Here is an 18,209-nt window from a genome sequence, read left to right as displayed (position 1 = left end):
CAATGAACTTACCGAGCTTTATTTTTTCGGCGACCCCGTGAAACCCGTGCCTTGCGAACACCCCCACGATGATCCGAAGCCTTGCCGCGTTTTTGAGAGTCTTTCCGATCTGACTGCCTGTTTTTAGAAGGGCCACCCTTGATCTCCTGACGAGGAGGTCTTGATTCAAAATCTTCCTCGTCGCTGACCACTTCATTAGAACTTAGTTTTGAACGATCGGCAAACTGCAATTTACGAGAGCGGGCCGACGAAGGAACTGACATGTTTTGCCCTTTAAAGAAGAACTCGCGGCCAGATTTTGGTTTTCCAGGCGCAGAGCTTTCTTCTTTATCTGAACGTTCGGGCTTGTACTCTATTCTTGGAGCTCCACGGCGTTCTGGGCGGCCACCGCGTTTTGATTCAGAGCGATTATCGCCACGACCTTGTGGACGACGAGGCTCGAATTTCTGTTTCTGCCCTTCGCGCTTATCACCACGGTTGAAGAGGGGACGAAGACTTGGCTCCGCTTTCTCTTTGTCGGCGGTTTTGCCTTTTTCAGCATTATCGCCCTCCGCGAGCAAGAAGTTTACTTGGCCCAGTTCAGGATCTGCTGCCGCCACCTGAATACGAACCATATCGCCGATATTAAAGACCTTGCCACTGCGTTTTCCGAAGAGGCGTAAATGCTCTTCATCGAATTCAAAGCGATCGTCGCCCAAATCATCCGTGCGAACAAGGCCGTCACAATCATATTCACGCAATAGAACAAAAATACCGAACTTCGCGACCGAGCTGATCATACCTTCGAGCTCTTGGCCGACAAACTTCTGCATGAAGCGGGCTTTTTTAATCGATTGAACCTGACGTTCAGCTTTTGTTGAGCGCTGTTCGGCTGCTGACAAGATCGTTCCTGCTGAAACAAGATCTTCTTCGCTCATCAGGCGGTAACCGGAGTTCGGCATTACCTGATTTTTCAGCAGGCGATGGATAATCAAATCCGGATAACGGCGGATGGGCGATGTAAAGTGCGCATAGTATTCAAAGCCGAGACCAAAGTGGCCGACGTTATTTGAACTGTACTTTGCTTGGCTCATTGAACGTAAAGTCAGAATATTCAGAATTTGTGCCTGAGGTTTGCCTTCGAATTCTTCGAGGGCTTTGGTCAGACGTTTTTGCAGCTTATCTGTACCGAGTTTTGTTTTGCCGCCGAAGTTCCAAAGATATTTCTCGAGAACGCTGATGGCTTGTTCATTCGGTGGTTCATGAATACGGTACAAAGCGGGGACATTACGGCTATCGAGGAACGTCGCGACAGCAACGTTTGCCGCCAACATCATTTCTTCAATCAAGCGGTGAGCAAACAAGCGCTCTGATTTGATGATATCAATCGGTACGCCGGAGCCGTCGATTTCAAGTTCTGTCTCTGGAATCTCAAGATCCAACGAGCCTTCTTTGAAACGTTTTGCCATCAGAATTTTTGCGAGATCCGCGCAACGAAGAATGTTTTCTTTAACGTGATTGAATTTCTCGTCGCCGATACCGTCGATCACGTCTTGCGCTTGCCCGTAGGTGACGCGCGCTTTGCTTTCCATGACACCTTCATAAAAGTCCGTGCGAAGTGTGTTGCCATTGAAATCAAACTGCATTTCAGCTACGAGGCAAAGTCTTGGAACATGCGGATTCAGAGAACAAAGTCCATTGCTGAGAGCTTCCGGCAACATCGGCACCACGAAATTCGGGAAGTAAACGGACGTCCCACGCTCATAAGCATCTTTATCCATAGATGTGCCGATACGGACGTAATGGCTCACATCTGCAATCGCAACATATAGTAGGAAGCCTTTATCGTTCATCTCTACGTAAACGGCATCGTCGAAGTCTTTTGCAGTAGCGCCGTCGATCGTAATCAAATTGAGCGGGCGCAAATCGCGGCGTCCTTTGAAATCAGCTTCGCTCGGTTGCGCTGGAAATTTTTTCGCTTCAGCCAAAGTCGCGGGTGAAAACTCTTGCGGGATATTATTGACGGCAATCACCCGTTTAATGTCATTCATCGGATCCATTGCGTCGCCGATAATTTCAGTGACTCTGCCGGTGAATTTCTTGCCATCTTCTGGATAGGTGAGGATCTGTGCAGTGACGAGCTGGCCTTCTTTAGCTCCCATAGAATCTGTGAGCGCGATCTTGAGATCTTCGCCCCAGCCCTTGCCCTCATCTTTAATAATGGCTTGTTTCTCATTAATGACATGAAAAGCACCGACGATTTGCTTGAAGCCACGGCTGACAATGCGGATGATTTCGCCGCGGAAGCGTTCGCCGCCTCTTTCTGGAGTGACATCGATCATTACTTTATCGCTTGTCATAGCCCCTTCCATGGAAGAGCGGGGAATATAGACATCGGGGTGTTCTGGATTGTCAGGGATGAAGAATCCGAATCCATCTGGGTGTCGCTTGATCGTGCCTTGGAGGAATTTCTTTTTAAACATAGTTATCTTCATCATGGGGATGGTCGAGCCATAAGTCACGAAGCGATCTGGGTGATGTGCCTGTCAAAAGTCACTGGACCTTGGTCCAGGATTTTAAAAAGAGAAAGCTTTTACGGATATTTTGGCGAAAATGCACCGCGGAACTCGACCTTGATCTAGTGCAATAATTCTAGACTTGTTCCTTCGCGTCAAATGCAAATTTAGACAAATTCTTAACCGCCGTTTGTTCCACTCAAAATATGGAAGCATTCGTGTGATTTTTTAAAAAGAAATTTGTGTGCAAAGAAAGCGTTCAAAGTGGCTAGCACAGCGGGTTTGCGGATTTTTTTAATGATGGGGACAATGAAGTCTTTTGTCGTTAAATATGCTGAAAATTTCATTCTGAAAACGGAGTCGCAAGAAAATTCTTTTGAGCGCAGATGAGGGTTTTTCGTCACACCTTTTTGCTCGCAAACGCAGCAATTTTAAGAGGTTTAAGAAAGGACGTTCAACTTTTGTATTGATCTAGGTTTATTTGATTATTAACCTTTTTGTGTACCGAAAATGGATTTTAAAAATTTATAGGAAATATAAATTTATAATTGCAACGAAAGGATACGAAATGAAAAAGCTACTTGTTCTTGCAGCGGTTACACTCGCTTCTACTTCAGCTTTCGCAACTAAAGCTAGATTGTCTTCTTTGAGTGACTCTCGTCACTTGGTTGACACTCAAACTATCTTTGTAAACCCAGCCGATCTTAACTTGATGGGTACTTGGGCTACATTCGAAACTGGTGCTACAAACACTTACACTTCAAACACTCAACCAAGTGCTGAAGCTGGTTTTGCTCGCGCTATGGGTGATGCACGTTGGGGCTTCTATGTAGGTCACACTGGCACTGCTACTACTACTAGACAACAAGCTCTGAACACATTGCCAATCGAAAACAACCCAATCAACTTGTTCTACTCAGCTAAAGCTGGCGAAATCGGTTGGGGTCTTGGTTTGAACTACTCAAACAACGATAGCAAAGACACTACTAACGGTAAGCAATCTGCTATGGGTTTGACTGGTGGTATGAGAATGGGAGCTTGGGATGCTAGCTTGGGTCTCGGCTTGACTGATACAGCTCAAATCGGTGCTTCTGGTGCTGAAACTAAATGGACTGGCAAATCTTCTGCTGATCTTCGCGCTGGTTACACTATGGATGCTTGGTACTTCTACGGTGGCTACGCTATGGGTGGCGGTAAATCAGAAAATGCTGGTAACACGACTCATGACATCGAAAACAGCAACATCGTTTTGGGTGCTATCAACTCTACTAAAGTAGACGGCGGCGAGTTCTTCTGGGGCTTGGCTTACTCAATGGATACAAAAAACGACAAGCAAGCTAACAAAGTTGAAGAAACTAACCTTCCATTCACAATGGGTATCGAAGCTGATGCAGCTTCTTGGTTGGTTCTCCGTGGTTCAGTAACTCAAACAGTATTGTTGAGCTCTACTAAAACTACTCCGGTTTCAGGCACTGCAGGCGAAACAGCTACTTTGGCTAACAACACTAAAGTTTCTGCTGGCGCAGGTATCAAGTTCAACAAATTCATGCTTGATGCTTCTTTGGCAGGTCAAACTACTGGTAAAATCAACGGTACAGACTTGTTGGCAAACGCTGGTTTGACTTACAACTTCTAATATAAATAGTCAGTCTATAAGGCCCACAAAAGTGGGCCTTTTGACTTTGCTAAAAGTTTACAACTTTGAAAGGGCTATGAAATGTTTAAATCACTAATTACAGCTTCAGCAGTTTTGGTAATGGCAGCTCCTGCGTTTGCTTCTAAAGCACGTATGGCTTCTTTGCAAAACGCAGCTAGCGTAACTGACACGCAATCTATCTTCGACAACCCAGCGAAATCATACCTTTTGGGCGATTTTGCGACTCTTGAAATGGGTGCGACTTCTGCTACTGTTGACAGAACTGGTGCGAACACTCCAGAGAACGTCATCACTAACGGTTCAACAACAGGTATTACACTTTACAGCCCAGACGCTGAAGGTGGTTTTGTTAAGTCTTACGGCGACAGCAAAATCGGTTTCTACATGGGTAGAAGATCTCCATTCACTACAAGAATGAGATCTTTGATGGGTTATGCTGGTCAAATCAACCCAATCGAAGTTATGTACGGTTTCCAAGCTATGGATCTTAAGTGGGGCGCTGCTCTTAGCTACTCTAAAGCTGAGCCAAAAACTGCTGGCGGCCAACAAAAAGAAGACGCAATGGGCGTTCGTATCGGGGCTATCGGTTCTAACTGGGATGCTGGTTTGACTTTGGGTCTTGGCAGCAACGCAACTGGTACTGCTGGTAACAACATCGGTATTGCAACTGTTGGTGCAAATGCAGATTCTACTTACAAAGGTACAACTGGTTTTAAAGTAACTGGCGGCTACTGGTTTAATACTATGTATGTCTACGGTACTTACTACCAAGACGGTGCTAAGTTGGAAGGTTTGGCTTTGACATCTCCTGTAGCTACAACTGCTGCAGTGACTATCGAGCAATCTCAATACGAAGTGGGCGTAATCGATACAATGAAAGCTGATGGCATGAACTTCTTCTACGGAGTTTCTTACATCGGTTTCAAATCTAAAGCGAAAGACATCACTCCTGGTGCTTTGGATACAACGATTCAAAATGCTTTCACTCAAGAACAAACTCAATTGCCATTCATCCTCGGTGTTGAGGCTGATGCGGCTTCTTGGTTGACTCTTCGTGCTTCTGCGAAACAAAACGTAATCTTGGGTTCTACAAAAGTGAACGCGGGTGAAACTTCTTCAAACATCGCAAACAACACAACTGTTGCTGTTGGTGCTGGTATGAAGTTCAACAAATTCACTCTTGATTCTACATTAGCTGCGGGTTCAGTACCTGCTTCTGTAGGAACTGGTGCTATCAATGCTAACAACTTGATGGCGAACGCTTCTTTGACTTACATGTTCTAATAAGAACTTAAGTCTAAAGTGACGAAGGCTCTGTGGAAACACAGGGCCTTTTGTTTTTTTCAGTCCTTGTTTCTGCGCAAATTCCGGCCCTTCTCTTTGTCATGTCCTTTGGGTTTTGGCATATCGGTTCTTAACAAAGGAGAACCTCATGTTGAAACGTTCGTTGCTGATTCTATCCATCCTACTGACCACCACTTTTGTTCACGCTCAGTCCGCAGAAGATAAGCAGGGCTTTCGGGGTTCTTCTGAACTCGGCAACACGACCACTAGCGGAAACACAAGCACCAACAGTCTTGCCGCAAAGACCGAGAATAAGTATTTGATCGGTAAGGATGAGTGGACTCTAGCCGGTCGCTATCTTCGTAATACTGACCACGATACTGAGACCGCTCTTTCGTGGGATGCGGGCCTTCGCTATGACCGCATCATTACCGAATCCTTCTCGGCGTTTCTAGGCTACAAGTCCGAAGCCGATCCTTACGCAGGCTATATTCAACGTGATTCCCTCGATCTCGGCGGTAAGTATTACTTCGTAAAGCGCGACAACTTTTACTGGCTTGGTGAAGCCGGTTACCGTTACTCCAAAACCCACACCTACGGTGAAAACACCTATGCCAGTTTTCTCCGCTTCTATACCGAGATGCAGGAAAGCATCGATAAGACCAGCTATGCAAAAGTTTGGATCGAGTACTTACCAAATTTGACGGATAACAAAGCTTATTTGGTGAATGCAGAGGCCTCTGTATCGGCGGTGCTGTCGCAGATGTTGGCTTTGAAGGTCAGTTATCTTGCCAAGTATCAGAACGAACCGCCGCCGGGGATAGAAAGAACAGATACAATTTTCCTGACGACCTTGGTGGCGAGCTACTAATTATTCGTGGTTGGTATTTGTGGCATCTTCTTCGCGAGTCGCTGCAAGAAGCATCTTCTGGATAATACCTTTGCGGTCCTGAGCCAATGGAGAGTCGTGGCGCTGAAGAAGTTCCAGCTCGTCCTTGAAGAGTCTTTGAAAACAATCGGATGTGGTTTGCGAAAGCAAGGCCTTGGGACCTTCGGAAAGGATCAAGCTGCTCTGCTGATGTTCGCTCATCAGGCAGTTGTTATCTGCACTATAAGCAGTTGCGGTCCCCAGGACCAAAAGAAAGAAAATCGCGCCGTTCATGGTTAGCTTTCCGAGAGGGTTTAAAATAACTATCCTTGCGCCAGCCCCAGAATGAACGTTTGCGACTTGAGGCTTCGTGGGCTGGCTGAGGATTTAAGGCAGATTACTTCTTTTCTGCCTTTGCTTCGTCTTTTTTAGGTTCTTCTTTTGCCGGCAAATAATCAGGGGCAATGAACTCGACTGTCAGTGGATATTTATAGATTTTGCTAGAAGCCAAAGCCGGTTTGCCGGCCTCGGCATAGGCCTCATCCCAGAGGTGAGCAAGCAACACAGAAGAGCGAGCTAACTCAGTGACGATGATCTTATTGAATTTCTTGTAGCCAACGGCAGCACTCTCACGTTCCGCCGCTTTGCGGATGTCCATGCCTCTTTCATTCACAACAGTCGAAGGCTTTTTAACCGGGTCTTGTTTGAAGATCAGTTTCAACTCATCCATAGATGATTCGCTCAAAACCTTCATTTTTTCGACGACCGTTTTAGGTTTTAAGAACTTTGGATTCTTCATCGCACGGGCTTCTTTCAAAACGCGGGCTTGAAGATCACCATCGAACTCGCTGACAACTTGGTCTTCATAGTAAGCATGCAAGCCACCGTGGCCTGTCGCATATCCATCGTAGTCCGCGGTGTTGTGCAAAGGTTGAGAAGCATCACCAACAAAGTGGCCCATCAACCCGAGGCTCACTGCCATTTCGTAGGCGGCCTTATTGTACGGAAGGTTGTCGTCAGTTTCTTCTTTAGAATTTTTTGGTGGCTCAGCAGCTGCCAAGTCTTTACCAAACGTCAAGAAGCGGCGATAGAACTGATCTGCACGCCACCAAACGGAGCCGAACTCAGAAGGGACGTTGTAGATTGTTGCGCCTTTTTTGAATTTGTTTTCTTTGCCCGTATAAGTTTCAACGATTTGTTTGAAATCTGTAGGTACTTCAGTGACTTTCAAGCCAGTGATCTCAACATCGATAAAGTGTGTTGGATTTCCAAGCTTCGTCATTTCAGAAGGGAATGAACGCCAGTAGAAATCCGGCATATTACAAAGATGACCCATCATTTGCGGTTTATTTTTTAAGTATTCCTTAAGACCTGGTTCTTTGACCAAGAACACGGCTGTCTCGCAGATGGCTGCGTGCCCGCGTCCGCCCCAAGCATGAGCTTGAGAAGAAAGTCCTACGACTGTCAAAAGAGCTAAAAGAGTTTTCATCACAACACCTTTCCTAATGCTTTAGGAGCCTCACTTTTGCCAAAGAAGCCCGCAAGCGCAATGATTGTCACAACATAAGGTAAAATCTGAATAAACTGAACCGGCACTTCCACGCCGTCGATCGCAACCCCTTGCAAACGAATTTGCAAAGCATCCGTCAGACCAAAGAACAAACACGCTGCCAGTGCCGGCAGTGGTTTCCAGCGGCCAAAGATCAAAGCGGCCAGTGCCATAAAGCCACGGCCACCGGTCATCATCGGAGAATAAGAAGACGCCAAAAATGTAGATAAACTCGCACCACCCATGGCAGCTAAAGCGCCGCTGGTGATGACGCTGAACCAACGGACTTTGCGAACGCTGACACCGGCAGAAGAAAGGGCTTCAGGGTGTTCGCCCGCGAACTGCAGCCACAATCCTGAGTGCGTTTGATAGAACCAGTAAGTCACACCTGCAACGAGGACGAAGGCCATCACTGTCGGCTCAAAGCTAAAACGATCTTCGAGTGCAAGCCCCGGAGTCGAACCTGTCGAATTAAAAAGAATCTTCGTTAAGAACGGCATCACTCCGACAGTGAGGATGTTAATCGCCGTTCCCGTGACGATTTGATCCGCTTTTAGCTCAATGACAAAGAATGCATACAGCGCGCCGATCAAACAGCCGGCGACTAAAGCCATGCCCCAGCCGGCCCACGCAGAATGGGAATAATAAGCAACAACTGCCGCGGCAAAAGCGCCGGTCAGCATAAAGCCTTCAAGCGCGATGTTCACAACGCCAGAGCGTTCACTCATCAAGCCGCCCATAGAGGCAAAGATCATCGGAGTTGCCATACGAAGGCCCGCTAACAGCAAAGAAAGAAGAACTAGTAAAGTATCACTCATGACTGGTGCTTCTTTCCCTTGTTGCGTGCTTTCCAGACCCACAAGCCATGTGAAGCCACGCCAAGAATGATCAAGCTCTGAATGATTTTAGAAAAATCACGAGTGATCGTTGTTGTTTCAAGATCCAGGTCGGAAGCCCCTTTGTGAAGAGCGCCCATCAAGAAGGCGGCGAAAATAACGCCGATCGGATTGTTCTGAGCAAGCAACGCCACAGCAATCCCGATAAAACCATAATCGGCAGAGAAGCCGACTTTAAACTGGCCCGCACTTCCCATCACTTCACCCAGAGCCACAAAGCCCGCCAGCGCGCCGGCAAGGCCCATCGCCCAGATGCGGATTTTCTTTTCAGAGATCCCGGCGCGGTTAGCGGCTTCAGGATTTGCGCCCACAGTGCGGAGCTCATAACCAAAAGTCGTTTTCCACAAAAGCACCCACACGCTGATGGCGACAAAAATCGCAATCACCAGGGCGGCACTCACCGGAGTATCCGGGAAGAACTTCGCCACCAAATCGTAGTCTTTTAAAAGATAACCGGCACCGACAAGAGCCGTCTCAGGATTTTGTGAATTCGGATTTGGAATCACACGCAAGGTGAACCAGCTTGCAAGACCTGCGGCGATGAAGTTCAGCATGATAGTCACAATAACTTCGTGGCTGCCGCGAACCGCTCGCAACCAACCGGCAATGAAGCCCCAGAAAGCACCCATCGTCAGAGCTCCCGCCAATGCCAGAATAGGAGCCACAGGGAAGGGCACGTTTGGCAGGAAGACGCCAATCGCCGCAGCAGTAATCGTTGCCATCGTCAGCTGGCCTTCGCCACCGATGTTAAATAATCCAGAGTGGAAAGCGAGAGCCACAGAAAGACCGCAGAAAATCAACGGCGTTGTATAGAACAAAGTCAGGCCCAAATCATAACGGGAGCCAAAAGCGCTGTTAAACAAAATGCCTGCGATATGAAACGGATTTTCGCCCGCAAGCAACGTCAATGACAAAGCGATCACGAGTCCGAGGAGGAAGCCTGCAAAAGTCTTCTTCACGCATGACCTCCCATTGCCGCGCCAATTTCAATCTCATTATACTGATTGTTGCGCAGGAACTCGGCTACAATTTGTCCTTTGAATAAAACCAAAATACGATCTGACAAAGTCATCAACTCTTCAAGTTCAGAAGAGACCAGCAAAATGCCAGCACCGCGGTTGCGGGCTTCTAAGAGTTGTTCATGGATAAATTCAATCGCACCGATATCCACGCCACGCGTGGGCTTGGCTGCTAAAATAAAATCAGGATTGTTCTGCAGTTCGCGCGCAACGACAAGCTTCTGTTGGTTACCACCAGAAAGACGCCCAATCTGCATTTGAATATCGCGCGGGCGAACGTCAAATTTTTCCATCGCCGCTTTGGTTTTTACAAAGATATTTTTGAAATTCAAAAAGCCAAAGCGGGCATACTCTGCAGAGTTGTGATAGCCCAAGATGAAGTTTTCATAAAGCGGGCGTTCGCTGATGACACCGAAGCGCAAGCGATCTTCTGGAAACGCCGCTAAACCCAAAGCGCGCACCTGAGCGGCATTCAACTTCACAGTTGATTGAGATTTAATTTCAATCTGACCTTTGATTTTAAGATTGTGCGGATCGAGAAGCGCTTGAATCAATTGATCCTGACCGTTGCCCTCGACACCCGCAATGCCGACAATCTCGCCGGTGCGAACTTGCAGATTCACGTGGGTCAAAGAGCCATGCTTGTCAGCCTGATTCACGTCGGTCATTTTCATGACGAAGTTCTGATTGGCAAATTGAGTCCGGCTGCTCTGAGAAAGATTTTTGATCTTACGGCCAACCATGTGCTCTGCGAGATCTTCAACAGAGGTTTCAGAGATTTTCTTATTTGCGGTCGCAGTCCCTGCACGCAGAACGGTGACGGCGTCGGCAACGGCCATCACTTCTTTAAGTTTGTGCGTGATGATGATGATTGTGCGGCCTTCGGCTTTCAACTTACGCAAGTTTTTAAACAGGTCATCAATCTCTTGGGGAGTCAGCACGGCCGTTGGCTCATCCAGAATGATGATCTTTGAATCCTGCGAAAGAATTTTTAGAATCTCGATGCGTTGTTGAGTTCCCACGGACAGCTGATGAACCGGCACATCCCAGTTGATATCGAACTGATATTCTTCGGCCAGCTTTTGCAGGCGCGCGCGGTGTTCACGACGGCTGAGCTTTTGAAAGGCTTTGGTGTTTTTCTGAAAGAGAAGAATATTATCTAAGGCGCTCAGAGGTTCTGCCAGCATGAAGTGCTGATGAACCATCCCGATGCCGAGGTTCATCGCATCTGTCGGAGAGTGAAAGTGAACTTCTTTGCCGTTCACTTTCAAAGTGCCATCGTCGGGCGGATAAAGCCCGAAGAGTATTTTCATTGAAGTGGATTTGCCCGCACCGTTTTCGCCGACGATGGCGTGGATGCTGCCTGCTGCAACTGAAAAACTCAACTTCTGAACCGAGATGCAATCTCCGAACTGTTTGAGAACTCCAGTGAATTCAACAGCAGGCTGGCCTGACATGGGAATTACTTTTTCCCTTGAGTGTAGTAGTCAGGAACCTTGATTTTACCGGCTGTGATTTGAGCTTTCAAATCATCTAATTTCTTTGTGATATCTGGTGTGAGAAGCTTTTTGTTGCTATCATCCAATGCGTAATCAACACCTTTGTCTTTGATACCGTAGTGAACCGGACCCGCAGTGAATTTACCGTTCTGTGTATCTTGAATCGTGTTGTAAACCGCCACATCCACGCGCTTCATCATACTCGTCAAGATAAAGCCCGGCTTCATCCAGTTTTGGTTGGAATCAACACCAATCGCGAGTTTCTTCTTCTCTTCAACAGCGTCGAAAACGCCGGAGCCAGAGGCGCCCGCAGCGACAAAGATCACATCCGCACCTTGAGAGATTTGCGCCAAAGCCAACTCTTTTGCCTTCGCAGGATTGTTCCAAGCTTCACTCGTCACGCCAATGTAGTTTGTGATGACAGTCGCTTTAGGATTGATGTGTTTTGCGCCGGCCTCGTAGCCCATCTGGAAACGACGGATCAGTGGAATATCCATGCCGCCGACAAAGCCGAGTTTGCCGTCTTTCGACTTCAAAGCAGCTGCTGCTCCTACCAGGAAAGAACCTTCGTGATCGGCAAACAACAAAGAGCGAACATTCGGTGCAGTGATGTCGCCATCAACGATGGCAAATTTCACATTCGGGAATTGTGCAGCTACTTTTTTAACCGCTTCGGCTTGCGCGAAACCAATGCCGATAACCAAGTCGAAGTTTTTACGAGCAAACGCACGATGCAGATTTTCAATTGCGTTCGTGTCTGTGGCCTCAACATATTTCAATTCAATTTTGAGATCTTTTTCTGCTTTTGTAGCGCCTTCGTAGGCTGCAGAGTTAAATGACTTATCATCCTTGCCGCCCTTGTCGAGAACCAAACCGACCTTTAAAGGAGCCGCAAAAGAAAGTGTCGAAGAACCAATGCCACATACCAAAATCGTAAAAAACAATACGAGGTTTTTAAACATAGTTAAATTCCTGATTTTATTGGAAAAGTTTATTAAATCTCGCGGAAATCTAGCCCTCATGCCTCGGGGGGTCAAGCCAAATTTATCTCTGAAAGTTAACAAAAACTTCGCCGGTAGCGCGTGGCTTTTCACACAGGGCCCGACTACTTATAGACCCTACAGTTTACACTTACGTAAACACTCGGATAAACAATGCAAGCATTGGAGGTTTGCAATGCAAACACAGACAGTTCTTAATGCGGGTTCCGTCGGAGTTATTGGGAATACAGAAAGTAGTACAGTGATTTCAACAGCTTCGGAGCTACCCTATGAAATCATTCAGCTCAAGGAAGGAGATATCCTCTATAAAGAGGGAGACACGTCTAAGGGTCTTTACTATGTCCACAGTGGTTCGGTGAAGGTGGTTGTAAACAGAAACTTGACCCGTGGCCGAACAACATCCCCAGAGTATGTTACCAAACTGGTATCACCTGGTGAGTTCTTTGGTTACAAAGCCCTTGTAAGAGGTTCACCATCGTCTTCGATGGCAAAGGCCATCAAGCCCACAACCGTCTGGTTGTATCCAAAAGATGTGGTTTTGACCGGACTTCAGCAGGCGTCGCCTTTGTTGAAAATGCTCCTTCAGCAGGCCGTGTCTGATATCGAAAGTTACGAAATTACAAATCAATTACACTACTTGGCTTCAGTTCAAGAGCGCATCGCGTACCAATTGGTCGTGTTGGCGGATAAGTTCGGGGTGCAAACTCCGGCTGGCATTTCCTTGAATTTGAAACTAACTCGCAACGAGTTTGCGCAGTTGGCAAGCACCATCAATGAATCTTTATCGCGTCACCTGACGGAGTTCAAAAACGAAGGTTTGATCGAGCTCAACGGTAAAGAAATTATTATCAAAGACATGAAATCTTTGATGGCGAAGTCCGGAAACTTCAAAATCTAGTAGCAAGACAGCCAAAGTCTAGTTTTGCGACTGGAAATTAAAATACCCAGCACCCTTAAAAAGCGGACTGCAAAGTCCGCTTTTTTTCTGAGAAAATCTTGGACGATCGCAGTGTTATCCATACGTTTTCCATAGTTCAGGCGTACAACCGAATTGTGGAAGCTCAGTGGTTTCCGTATTGGGGTGTATTGTATGAAGCTCTCGGATTTATCGATTCGTAATCCTGTTTTTGCCTGGATGCTCATGTTTGGTTTGATCGGCTTCGGTCTGATTTCTTTCAGCCGCATGGGTCTTAGCCAATTGCCAGACGTCGACTTTCCAACCGTGACAGTATCTCTGTCGTTAGCGGGTGCCGCACCTGAGGTCATGGAAACTCAAGTTGTCGACGTCGTCGAAAGTGCCTTGATGACGGTGGAAGGTGTCCAAAGAATTACTTCAACCAGCAAATCCGGTTCTGCAACAGTAACGGTTGAATTCGACCTAGATCGCAATATCGATATCGCGCTTCAAGACGTTCAAGCCAAAGTGGCTGCTGCACAAAGAAAATTGCCGGATGAACTCGATCCTCCGACAATTTCTAAGACCAATCCTGAAGATCAGCCGATTCTGTGGCTCGCTTTGACTTACGATAAAGGCGATTCTGAATTCCTGATGAAGTACGCAAAAGACTACCTGCAAGATCGTCTGACGACTGTCGACGGCGTGGGGGAGCTGACTCTCGGTGGTTACACAGATCCGGTGATGCGTGTTCGTGTTCGTCCTAAAGATCTGCTTCGTTACAATATTTCTGTGAATGACGTCATGGACGCGATTAAAAACGAGCACTCAGAGCTTCCAGGTGGCTTTCTTGAAAACGATAAAAAATATTTCAACGTGCGTACGATGGGTGAAGCCAAAACTGTGGATGAATTTAAATCCATCGTGATCAGCAGTCGTGGTGGACAAACGGTGCAGGATCCGACCAATATGGTTCGTCTGTCACAAGTGGCCGATGTCAGCATGGGGTTAGATGATGTGCGCAGATTCTCTCGCTTTAATGGCACACCGGCCCTCGGATTGGGTATTAAAAAACAACGTGGCACGAATGCGGTGGCCGTCGCTCGTGGCGTGAAAGCCCGCATGCAGGAACTCGCAACGCAGTTGCCTGAAGGGATGAAGCTATCAGTCAACTATGACTCCTCGGTGTTTATCGAAAATTCGGTGCATGAACTTGTGAAGCACTTGGGTCTTGCGGTGATTTTGACATCCATTGTGTGTTGGATGTTCTTGGGGAGCTGGTCGGCGACTTTCAACGTTCTCTTATCTATTCCAACGTCGTTGCTCGGGGCGTTCATCGGTCTCTACTTCTTGGGTTATACGCTGAATACATTTACTCTGCTTGGTTTGACTCTCGCGATTGGTATCGTCGTCGATGATGCCATCATGGTTCTTGAAAATATCTTCCGTTACAATGAACAAGGGCGAGGGAAAATCGAATCGGCGATTATCGGCGCCCGCGAAATCACCTTTGCCGCGATGGCAGCAACGGCCGCGGTTGTGGCGATCTTCTTGCCGGTGGCGTTCATGAAGGGGATCATCGGTAAGTTCTTCATGCAATTCGGTGTGACGATTTCCATCGCGGTGGTGTTGTCATTGCTTGAGTCTTTGACGATCACTCCTATGCGTTGTGCAAGCTTTGTTCACGTGGGTCATAGAACAACTCGTTTGGGCCGTGCTTTCGAATTAATGATGGATAAAACGGTTCATTGGTACGCCGGTGCTTTGAAGTTCTGCTTGCGCCATCCAAAGAAAGTTCTCATCGCTTCGTTGGTGTTTGTTGCGGCTTCATTCACAGTTCTCCGTAACTTGAATAAAGAGATGTCACCAGCGCAGGACATGAGCATGTTCATGGCGCGCTTGATGCTGCCGGTGGGAACTTCGTTGGCATACACGAATCAACAAGCTGAAACCGCGGAGAAATGGTTTAGGGCTCGTCAAGAAGTGCAGAAGGTCTATGCGGTGATCGGTGGTTTCGGGGCCGGTGGCTCTTCGGACTCCAATCAAATTATGATGATGGTATCGTTGAAGCCAAAAGGTCAGCGCGGAATCGATGCGGAAGCAGGCCACGAACTTTCGCAAGCCGAATTCATGCAGATTGCCCGTAAGGCGATTGCTAAAATTCCTGATGTGCGTCCGGTCTTGATGGATATGTCGATGCGCGGATTCTCTTCAGGCCGTGGCTTCCCGGTGGAATTCACAGTTCTTGGTTCTGATTGGGACCAGCTGGCAAAATCAGCGGACGAGATCATGGAAGAAATGACGAAGTCAGGTTTGATGGTCGACGTTGACTCGGATTACCTGCTTGGTATGCCTGAAATTCAAATCGTTCCTGACCGTATCGGAGCAGCTCATCGCGGAATCCGTGTGGCAGCGATCGGTAACTCTGTGAATGCGCTCATCGGTGGTGTCAAAGTCGGGGAGTATCCAGAGGGTGGTCACCGTTATGATATCAAAGTGAAATTAGACTCGCAGTTACCGCCGCAACAAGAGTTGCGATCATTGATGATCAGTAATGCGCGCGGAAATTTGATCCCGATCACGCAAGTGACGACTGAAAAAACCGAGAAGAGCTTGCAGTCGATCTCTCGTTCAAATCGTCAGCGTGCGATCACGGTCAGCGCCAACTTAAAAACCGGTGTTTCACAGCAAGCGGCGATGACCAAGGTGGAAGAGATCGCCAAGCGTGTTTTGAAACCTGGTTACATGATCGCCCAAGGGGGTAACGCGAAGTCGTTCCAAGAATCTTTCCAAAGTTTGATCTTTGCATTGGTTTTGGGCCTCTTCGTCGCGTACATGGTTCTGGCGAGTCAGTTCAACTCATTCATCGATCCGGTGACGATCTTGATGGCCTTACCGTTTAGCTTTAGTGGAGCTTTCTTCGGTTTGTGGGCGATGGGGCAGTCAATCAATATGTATTCGATGATCGGTTTATTGCTCTTGATGGGTATCGTGAAAAAGAACTCGATTCTGCTTATTGAATTCACGAATACGGTTCGTGACCGAGGAACTGAAAAAGCCTTCGATGCTTTGGCGGAAGCCTGCCCGGTTCGTCTCCGTCCGATCATTATGACATCGGCCGCGACGATTGCTGCCGCAATCCCATCGGCTCTCGCCACAGGCGAAGGTTCTGAAACCATGAAACCAATGGCGATCTGCTTGATCGGCGGTGTCTTGGTATCGACAGTTCTGACATTGTTCGTAGTTCCATGCTTCTACTTGATCATGGATAAATTCAGAAAACGCGACGAAGTCCGCGCAAAAACCAAAGAAGCCTTCATCGCCGTCGGCGACGAAAACCTCGCCTAAAAGGTACCAGGTCGCTTTTCGGAATTGACAAACAAAAAAGCCCGCTTTTTCGATGCGGGCTTTTTTTATTCATAATTTTCAAATTCTTTTACAACAAGAAAACTCGGCCAGCGCGCTTCAATGGAACTTCGCAAAGTCCCATTTCTGCGGGACGCTGGAATAATTCAATCGCACCTTGCGGAACCGGGCCCACGCGACGGATGACTTGGAAGCCGCCTTGTGGAAGGGCTACCAACATATCGTCTTGCATTTGACGTTGCAGATTTGGTGCGAGTAAGAATGGATCGAACGGAACCATGATGCGATATTGGATGTTGGTTTGAACCAACAAGCCGCCCGTTGTGAGTGCTTGCTTGATATAATCCGGAGCCTCCATCCACTCACGTGAGTTGAAACAACCGTTCGTCGTTGAAGTGAAACGCAGATAGTTTAAACTCAAGCCGCCTTGATCCCAGTTAAAAGCCTTCGACATTTTTGCCAAAACCTTCGTACGGTCTGCACCTGGATTCATTGAGCGAATCAAAGCAACGCCTGCTGCCACAACCGCTGTTGAGTTCGAGCTACCGCGGAATTCGCTGCCATCTTGCAAGATCATCGAAGACGGAGCCACGATGTCTGGCTTGTTCAATTTTAAAGAAATAGCACTGCGATTGGCATCAAACGCACCGACTGTGATTGCAGAAGGATTGTCGCCAGGATTTAAAATCGACTCATCCACCACGTGGTGAGGCATCGTGATGTTTTCGCCATCCACAGTCAGACGAAGGCGATCGTTCTTGCCGAAGTTTTTGCTACGGTCTTTTACGCGGAAATAGTAAGTGCCTGGTTTTAATTCTGCCGTCAGAATTTCACGTGCGTACTTAGAATAACCAGGACGGTTTTCGTTTGGATCTGCACTTTGCTTAAGCCCGCTCGTTTGAATGATGTTGAGCATGTCATCTGTGATCGCAAGATCCAAGTCTTTGTCAGTTCCTGGATTTGTATCGTTCTTAAAGTCATTCCAAGAAAGAACGGCTTTAATCAAACATTTGCCAGAAGAGTTTTGTTCACAACGAAGTGCCAAAGCATTATTCGTGTCTGGAAGTTTCACCCAGTCTTCAGCGCCAGTTTCAATCGCAGAGTTGTAAGTCGTTAAAGCAAAGTTCCCAGCCGCATTCACCCAGATGATGCCGGCATCAGTTGCACGAGTCACTTCAGCGTTGATGAAACCCTGACCGTCGTTGTTGCCACCGTACTCCCAAACTTCAGAGTAAGAGATCACATCGATGCCGCGTTTAATCGCATCGTCGACAGCGGCTTTGAAATTAGAGTAACCGAAAACGTTGTAAAGATAGAATTCAGAAATCACGCCCGGCTTTTGCATGTTGTTTGTCGCAAGCGCCGTAAAGATCTGAGCCATGCGGAAACCATGTTCAGTTTTTTGATCATCCGGAGCTGCGACAGGACCCGCGATGTATTTTGTATTTGCCGGAAGCGATTTACCAATCTCAGCTTGGTAACCTTCGAAGCCTTTATCAAAGATCGCAACCTTCACAGGTTTTGCAGTAGTCGCGTTGTAGTATTTTTGAAAACCCAAAGAGTTTTGCAGAATAGAGATGTTTTTGAAAACCTGAGCTTGAGCACCAAAAGAGAAAGCTAGGATCGCGGTGAAAAGAAACTTCTGCATAAAGATTCCTCCGTCTAAAAAAGGCAAAAAAA

General features: G+C 47.3%; 13 protein-coding genes. 5 read left to right on the top strand and 8 right to left on the bottom strand.

What is annotated here, in order from left to right:
- Window positions 1–8 precede the first annotated feature (8 nt).
- Complete coding sequence (rnr, locus tag JSU04_14660; protein MBS1971549.1) at window positions 9–2,462, bottom strand: ribonuclease R; 2,454 nt, start codon at window positions 2,460–2,462, stop codon at window positions 9–11.
- Window positions 2,463–3,063: 601 nt separating this feature from the next.
- Here rnr and JSU04_14655 point away from each other — a divergent pair.
- The 3 genes from JSU04_14655 (at window position 3,064) to JSU04_14645 (ending at window position 6,307) form a co-directional block, all read left to right on the top strand.
- Entirely contained in the window at window positions 3,064–4,131 is a 1,068-nt protein-coding gene (locus JSU04_14655) for a hypothetical protein (GenBank protein MBS1971548.1), read from the top strand.
- A gap of 81 nt (window positions 4,132–4,212) precedes the next feature.
- Complete coding sequence (locus tag JSU04_14650; protein ID MBS1971547.1) at window positions 4,213–5,436, top strand: hypothetical protein; 1,224 nt, start codon at window positions 4,213–4,215, stop codon at window positions 5,434–5,436.
- Window positions 5,437–5,584: 148 nt separating this feature from the next.
- Window positions 5,585–6,307 (top strand): DUF481 domain-containing protein, encoded by a 723-nt coding sequence (locus JSU04_14645; GenBank protein ID MBS1971546.1) that lies wholly within the window; start codon window positions 5,585–5,587, stop codon window positions 6,305–6,307.
- On the opposite strand, the gene JSU04_14640 is transcribed toward JSU04_14645, so the two are convergent.
- The 6 genes from JSU04_14640 to JSU04_14615 all read right to left on the bottom strand — a co-directional run bounded on the left by JSU04_14640 (window position 6,308) and on the right by JSU04_14615 (window position 12,229).
- Window positions 6,308–6,598 (bottom strand): hypothetical protein, encoded by a 291-nt coding sequence (locus JSU04_14640; GenBank protein MBS1971545.1) that lies wholly within the window; start codon window positions 6,596–6,598, stop codon window positions 6,308–6,310.
- 103 nt (window positions 6,599–6,701) lie between these two features.
- Window positions 6,702–7,793, bottom strand: a complete 1,092-nt coding sequence (locus tag JSU04_14635) for a hypothetical protein (protein MBS1971544.1) — start codon at window positions 7,791–7,793, stop codon at window positions 6,702–6,704.
- Window positions 7,793–8,671 (bottom strand): ABC transporter permease, encoded by an 879-nt coding sequence (locus JSU04_14630; protein ID MBS1971543.1) that lies wholly within the window; start codon window positions 8,669–8,671, stop codon window positions 7,793–7,795. The genes JSU04_14635 and JSU04_14630 overlap by 1 nt, the downstream gene beginning before the upstream one ends.
- On the bottom strand, window positions 8,668–9,708 hold the full coding sequence (locus tag JSU04_14625; GenBank protein MBS1971542.1) for an ABC transporter permease: 1,041 nt from the start codon (window positions 9,706–9,708) through the stop codon (window positions 8,668–8,670). Before JSU04_14625 ends, JSU04_14630 begins: the two co-directional genes overlap by 4 nt.
- Window positions 9,705–11,225, bottom strand: a complete 1,521-nt coding sequence (locus JSU04_14620; GenBank protein MBS1971541.1) for an ABC transporter ATP-binding protein — start codon at window positions 11,223–11,225, stop codon at window positions 9,705–9,707. The genes JSU04_14625 and JSU04_14620 overlap by 4 nt, the downstream gene beginning before the upstream one ends.
- A 5-nt stretch (window positions 11,226–11,230) precedes the next feature.
- Entirely contained in the window at window positions 11,231–12,229 is a 999-nt protein-coding gene (locus tag JSU04_14615; GenBank protein MBS1971540.1) for a BMP family ABC transporter substrate-binding protein, read from the bottom strand.
- Window positions 12,230–12,443: 214 nt separating this feature from the next.
- On the opposite strand from JSU04_14615, the gene JSU04_14610 reads away from it, so the two are divergent.
- The gene (locus JSU04_14610; GenBank protein ID MBS1971539.1) at window positions 12,444–13,166 is read left to right on the top strand and encodes a Crp/Fnr family transcriptional regulator; all 723 of its coding nucleotides are present in this window, start codon (window positions 12,444–12,446) and stop codon (window positions 13,164–13,166) included.
- A gap of 192 nt (window positions 13,167–13,358) precedes the next feature.
- A complete protein-coding gene (locus JSU04_14605; GenBank protein ID MBS1971538.1) occupies window positions 13,359–16,511 on the top strand; it encodes an efflux RND transporter permease subunit in 3,153 nt (1,050 codons plus the stop codon).
- 88 nt (window positions 16,512–16,599) lie between these two features.
- Here JSU04_14605 and JSU04_14600 read toward each other — a convergent pair whose 3' ends face one another.
- On the bottom strand, window positions 16,600–18,177 hold the full coding sequence (locus JSU04_14600; GenBank protein ID MBS1971537.1) for a S8 family serine peptidase: 1,578 nt from the start codon (window positions 18,175–18,177) through the stop codon (window positions 16,600–16,602).
- Between the last annotated feature and the right edge of the window lie 32 nt (window positions 18,178–18,209).

It is taken from the genome of Bdellovibrionales bacterium, from assembly GCA_018266295.1.
Taxonomy (GTDB): domain Bacteria; phylum Bdellovibrionota; class Bdellovibrionia; order Bdellovibrionales; family Bdellovibrionaceae; genus JACMRP01.
Note: the sequence above shows the minus strand (reverse complement) of the source record. Positions and strands in the feature narration are given on the sequence as shown.